The organism is Jannaschia formosa (assembly GCF_003340555.1).
Taxonomy (GTDB): Bacteria; Pseudomonadota; Alphaproteobacteria; order Rhodobacterales; family Rhodobacteraceae; genus Jannaschia; species Jannaschia formosa.
The window spans coordinates 1-4,747 of record NZ_QPLJ01000062.1 but is presented as its reverse complement, the minus strand read 5'-3'; the positions used below and the strand labels follow the sequence as shown (position 1 = coordinate 4,747).

Here is a 4,747-nt window from a genome sequence, read left to right as displayed (position 1 = left end):
TCGTAGATCGAGAGCGCGACAGGTCCGTCGAGGACGGTCGCCTCCGGCCGGTTCCAGCAGAGCTTCGCGAGTTCGGGAAAATCCGCTATCCTGACCTGCACGAGGATCCCCCTCCTTTTGGTTTTCAAGATATACCCAGGCGTCCTGGAGGGCCATCTTGCGACCACGCCTTCGTGAACGATGTCCCTCGGACGCGCCCGGAGACCAGCACCGGCTCCTCATCCTGGAAGAGCACGCCCGCGAGGTTCGCGATGCGGTTCGGGGAGACCGCGCAGAACCGGTGCAGCGCGCGCCGCTCGAAGAGCGCGTCCGGCGCCGGCCGGTGCGGTTCGGGAATGCGCGCCCGTTCTTCCTCGGTCAGCCCGCGCAGCTCCGGCACGAAGCGCAGGAGCACGCCGTTGACGGCGCCGGGATCCTCGGCGTCGAGCCGGACGCCCCTCTCGTCCAGCATATCGAGGAGTGCCCCGCTGGATTTCCCCTGGACGGCGCGATGCGGGAACACGGTCCGCGCGAGCCCCGAGATCGCGTTGCGACGGGCATCGGCGCCGCGCCAGGCGATCATCTCGGCGGCCTCGGCCGCGTCGGCCATCCCGGCGACGCGGGCATCGAAGTGCGGCAGGCGCGCCGCGTAGCCGGCCATCTCGCCCGTTTCGTCGAGAGCGGGATGGAGAAGTTCCCGCGTGAGCGCGGCCGTCGCCATGCCCGCGAGCACGGAGGACATCTTCTGCGGCTTGCCACCGAAGAAGAGCTCGCTGCCGGGGCCGGACGGCGCCCAGAGGAGGGAGATCTCGTCCGACTGGACATAGGCAGCCCGCGCCTGGCTCTCCTCGAGAAGATGCGCGGCCGTCCGCTCCATCGCCGCGCTCATGCGCGCGTCGAAGGGCTTTCGCAGGCCGCGGGTGAAGCGCGAGAACCCCCGCCCGTCGATGCGGGCATAGGCGGGGCGGGACGGGTCGAGCTGCGGCCCCGCCCAGCTCCGCTCGATCGCCTTCATGCGGTCTCCGAGGGGGTCGTTCATGTCCCGGGATCCTCTTTCATGGTGTCGGATCCCAGATATCCTCCGGTTCCGGAAATGATACGGCGCGCGGCCAGGAGCGCGCGCCGCCCGGCCTCTCCGCAGGACCACGCGCATCGAGATCCTTCACCGCGCCTCGGGTTTCTTCACCTTGCCCTCCACCGGCGGGCGCTCGCAGGCGACGTCGATCGATGATACAGACAGGAGAGGAGCGCCGTTGGAATGGCGCCGATCGGCGACCATGTTCCGCCCGGAATCTCCACAGGAGTTGGACCATGCAGATGACCGGGTCCGAAGCGAAGGTTACTCCCTCCGAACCGATCGCCGCGGAGCGGGGCGATGAGCCCGTGAGCCTGGGCGCCCTCGAGGGCGTCGTGCCGGCTTCGAGCGTTCCCGACTTTCTGGAGAAGATGCCGGAAGATGAGCGGAGGAGCTGGGGCGCGTGACGGGCATCGTCAGCCTGAAGGAGCGCAAGGCCGCCACCGCCCGCCAGCAGACCGAAGCCACGGTCTCTTAGCCCTTCCTTAACCGACTCCGGCTTTCATGGTCCTCGGCAGAAGAGAAACTGCTTCAGTAGACGTAACGAGTTCATGGTTGGCCCAACTCATGTGTGACACCTGCGAAGGATATGGGCTCGTCTACGAGCTCGATGATCTCCCGGGACGCAATCTCAGGATCGAGATATGTCCGGAAGGCTGCGAGCAGTCAGAGCGGCCTGGCCGGCTTCTGCGTGCTTCGGACAGGCTCTGGGAGCCCATCACGGATCCCGCCCCGTTCGACGCGCTGCGACGCCCCGGCACGCGCTATGTCAGTTTCGTCGCCCGCATGCTCCAGGAGCGACATGGCGGCGCGACGGTGCTCCATCTGCCTTCCGCACGCCGGGATCGGGAGCTCCGCCGGGGCAATCACGGCGCTGGCCGGGCGATCCTCCCCGGCCGCACGCCTGGTCCGGCCCTCGCGGAGTATAGGGAATTATAAGGAAGACTAAGGTTTCGAGCTATAATTTCCTAGACTTTCAGAACCCGGGCGCGGGCTGGGGGCAGGCCTGTCGCGATGCATCGGCAGCACCGTCTTCGAGAGCCAGGATCAGCACATTCTGACGGGGGATCCTCCTGCGTCCGTCTGGAAGACAGCTATCTTCGGGGGCGGGATCCGCAACTCGCGCAGGCGAGCGGGCCGCATCCCGTGTCCGTGCTTTCACGCCGGCTTCATATGATGCCACCGCAACGATGAGGACGGGCACCGCATGGACAGGGACTGGCAACGCGCCTTCATGAAAAAGGCCGCCCGGCGCGCCGCGGGGCGGTCGTCTTCCGCAAGCCGTCCGCGCGATCTCGACCGCGATCCGCATCAGAAGGAGATCCTCGCCCTCGTCCTGATCCTCTGCGGCCTGGGCTTCGGGGCGATCGGCCTCGCGTCCTGGGCCTCCTCCGGATCGATCGCCGCCTGCGGCGCGCGTGCCACCGGAGAGGTTGTGGAGGTGGTCCGCTTCGGCCCCCATGACCGCCGCGAGCCCCGGCCCGTCCTGCGCTTCACGACCGAAGACGGGCGCGCTGTCGTCGCGACCTCCGTGACGGGGGTCTCCCGCCTCGAGGAAGGCGTGGGCGACAGGATGGCGCTGCGCTACGACCCGGGCGCGCCGGAACGGATGGTGGCCGGATCCTCGCTGGGCCCGATCCTGAGGTCTGCGGTGCCTCTCGTCGCCGCGCTGTGGTTCCTGGCTGCCGGCGCGCGATGGCTCGGGTGGCGCCCGCCCGGCGCGCGCCGGAGCTGATCCCGGAGCGCCGGGCACCGACATTCGCTGCGCAGTGAATATCGCGTTCTCCCCGAGCGAGGCGCCTGCCCCGCTTCCCGGCCGCTTCCATGTCCGGATCCGGACGTCTCCTTGATCGAACGAAATCAGAGACCTGTACATCCGCGACAGGACTCCGGGTGCCGGTTGTCCGGCCGCTTCCCTATCCGGGCTTCACCGGCACCGACCGGCCTCGATCTCGGCCCCCGTGATCCCGAAGGCGAAGTGGACGGGGTCGAGGCCGCTCACGTCGGAATCCGGGAGCACCTCTTCGTAGAGGGATCCGCCCGTCTCTTCCCAGTCCGTGACGGCCTTGTTGACCGCGCTCACGAGGCGGCGGTGGGAAAGGCTCCCCTCTTCGAGCGGACTGCCGGTCCGCGCTTCGGCCCGCTCGATCATGCAGGCGTAGAGGCCGGCGCGTTCTTCGAGGCGACGCTCGTCGGGGGGACCGGCGAGCCAGTCCGGGACAAACTCCCCATCTGCGCGCGTCGGGGCGGCGGCCGTCAGGCCCAGGGCCAGCGCCGCGGCGGCCGCGAGGCCGCGGATGAACGGGGCCCCCAGGGGCGGGGAAGGCAGTTCGAGGAGCATCGGAGATCTGGCATTCATGGCGCCAGGATAACCTAAAGCGCGGGATCTGGCGACGCCCGGATAGGAAACGGGCGGCCTTCGACGCCCCCCGGTCCAGCCTCGCCCATAGCCTGTCCACGATAGACGCGGGATATCGTCGATCGACGATAGCGGTATGGTGCTTGAAGTACCGGAGCCTGCCAAGGAGCCATGGATCCACGACGATCCTGCCGACCTGGGCTTTGGATCCCAATCCTTCATGCCGACCGCGCGGTTGCGTTCGGACCAGAATCCGGCTGCCCTTTCCGCCCTCGCCCGCGGACAGCTCGGCGACCTCCCGGTTCTCGAAGAAGACCTTCACGTCATCCTCCCGAGCGGGAACATGGACCGTCTTACGCCCCCAGCCGGCCCGAAAGATCCCGATCGGGATTATGCGCCCGCCGGGATCGGTCGACAGGAGGGGATGTTCCCGATCGGGAACGCCCCTCATTCCCCGCGCGCCTGGTTCCTGAGGATCTCGTCAGCCCTGGCCATGGACTCATCGAGCCGATCGCCCGATCCTCAATGTGGAGGTCGAGACTGGACTCGACTTTCGGCATGCCCGATGTAGAGTATCACCAGGTATTACCCGGAGGCCGAGATGCCGGCCATCCCTCCCGTCGCCGTCAAGCTCGATCCCGATATCCGCGGTCGCCTCAGGAGCCTCGCCGCAGCACGAGATCGCTCGGCCCATTGGCTGATGCGGGAAGCCATCGCGCAGTACGTCGAGCGCGAGGAGCAGCGCGAGAGCTACCGCCAGGACGCCCTGGAGGCCTGGGAAGCCTACCAGGCCGATGGGATGCACGTGACGGCTGAGGAGGCCGACGCCTGGCTCACGCGCCTGGAGGCCGGCGAGGACGCCGAACCGCCCGTGCCGCACCGCTGAAGCTTCCGGGCGACCGTCCCTGCCCCGCCTTGTCTGGACGCCTGCCGCGCTGCGGGACATCGACCGCCTGCATCGCTTCCTGAAGCTGAAGACCCCCATGCAGCCATGGCCGCGATGCGCGCGATCCGCGGCGGCATGCGCATCGTTGAAGACGAGCCCGACATCGGGCGACCCGTGGAAGGGATGGATGCGGATTTCCGAGACCGGCTCATCCCCTACGGCGATAGCGGGTACGTCGCGCGCTATCGGATCGACGGAGACACTGCCGTCGTGCTCCGCATTCGCCATCAGAAGGAGGCGGGGTTGGGATGAACCGTCTCCTAGCGCTCCCCGCTCCGCGCGTACTTCCTGAGGATCTCGTCCGCCCTGGCCATCGCCGCGTCGAGCTTCTCGAGCGCCTCGGCCTCGCGCGCGGCCGCCTGCGCCCGCGCCTCCGGATCCGGCGGCG

The 4,747-nt window shown here is 68.4% G+C and carries 6 protein-coding genes; 4 read left to right on the top strand and 2 right to left on the bottom strand.

What is annotated here, in order from left to right:
- Nucleotides 1-124 precede the first annotated feature (124 nt).
- Nucleotides 125-1,018 carry a tRNA(His) guanylyltransferase Thg1 family protein gene (locus DR046_RS22625; protein ID WP_167767258.1) on the bottom strand — a complete coding sequence of 298 codons (894 nt, stop codon included), beginning with the start codon at nt 1,016-1,018 and terminating at the stop codon, nt 125-127.
- A 272-nt stretch (nt 1,019-1,290) separates the two neighbouring features.
- Here DR046_RS22625 and DR046_RS23875 point away from each other — a divergent pair, with 272 nt between their 5' ends.
- Together DR046_RS23875 and DR046_RS22620 are read left to right on the top strand one after the other, a co-directional pair.
- The gene (locus DR046_RS23875; protein WP_167767257.1) at nt 1,291-1,461 is read left to right on the top strand and encodes a hypothetical protein; all 171 of its coding nucleotides are present in this window, start codon (nt 1,291-1,293) and stop codon (nt 1,459-1,461) included.
- 827 nt (nt 1,462-2,288) lie between these two features.
- Entirely contained in the window at nt 2,289-2,789 is a 501-nt protein-coding gene (locus tag DR046_RS22620; RefSeq protein WP_135227396.1) for a DUF3592 domain-containing protein, read from the top strand.
- A 192-nt stretch (nt 2,790-2,981) separates the two neighbouring features.
- Here DR046_RS22620 and DR046_RS22615 read toward each other — a convergent pair whose 3' ends face one another.
- Nucleotides 2,982-3,395 (bottom strand): hypothetical protein, encoded by a 414-nt coding sequence (locus DR046_RS22615; RefSeq protein ID WP_115384595.1) that lies wholly within the window; start codon nt 3,393-3,395, stop codon nt 2,982-2,984.
- A 619-nt stretch (nt 3,396-4,014) separates the two neighbouring features.
- Between DR046_RS22615 and DR046_RS22610 the strand changes: the two genes are divergently transcribed.
- Together DR046_RS22610 and DR046_RS22605 are read left to right on the top strand one after the other, a co-directional pair.
- Nucleotides 4,015-4,299, top strand: a complete 285-nt coding sequence (locus tag DR046_RS22610; protein WP_115384594.1) for a CopG family ribbon-helix-helix protein — start codon at nt 4,015-4,017, stop codon at nt 4,297-4,299.
- A gap of 105 nt (nt 4,300-4,404) precedes the next feature.
- A complete protein-coding gene (locus tag DR046_RS22605) occupies nt 4,405-4,611 on the top strand; it encodes a type II toxin-antitoxin system RelE/ParE family toxin (protein WP_245191063.1) in 207 nt (68 codons plus the stop codon).
- Nucleotides 4,612-4,747 lie beyond the last annotated feature (136 nt).

Bases quoted from the DNA above. Each gene is read 5' to 3' on its own strand.
- DR046_RS22610 (WP_115384594.1), top strand. From the start codon at position 4,015: ATGCCGGCCATCCCTCCCGTCGCCGTCAAGCTCGATCCCGATATCCGC.
- DR046_RS22605 (WP_245191063.1), top strand. From the start codon at position 4,405: ATGGCCGCGATGCGCGCGATCCGCGGCGGCATGCGCATCGTTGAAGAC.
- DR046_RS22620 (WP_135227396.1), top strand. From the start codon at position 2,289: ATGAAAAAGGCCGCCCGGCGCGCCGCGGGGCGGTCGTCTTCCGCAAGC.
- DR046_RS22625 (WP_167767258.1), bottom strand. From the start codon at position 1,018: ATGAACGACCCCCTCGGAGACCGCATGAAGGCGATCGAGCGGAGCTGG.
- DR046_RS22615 (WP_115384595.1), bottom strand. From the start codon at position 3,395: ATGCTCCTCGAACTGCCTTCCCCGCCCCTGGGGGCCCCGTTCATCCGC.
- DR046_RS23875 (WP_167767257.1), top strand. From the start codon at position 1,291: ATGCAGATGACCGGGTCCGAAGCGAAGGTTACTCCCTCCGAACCGATC.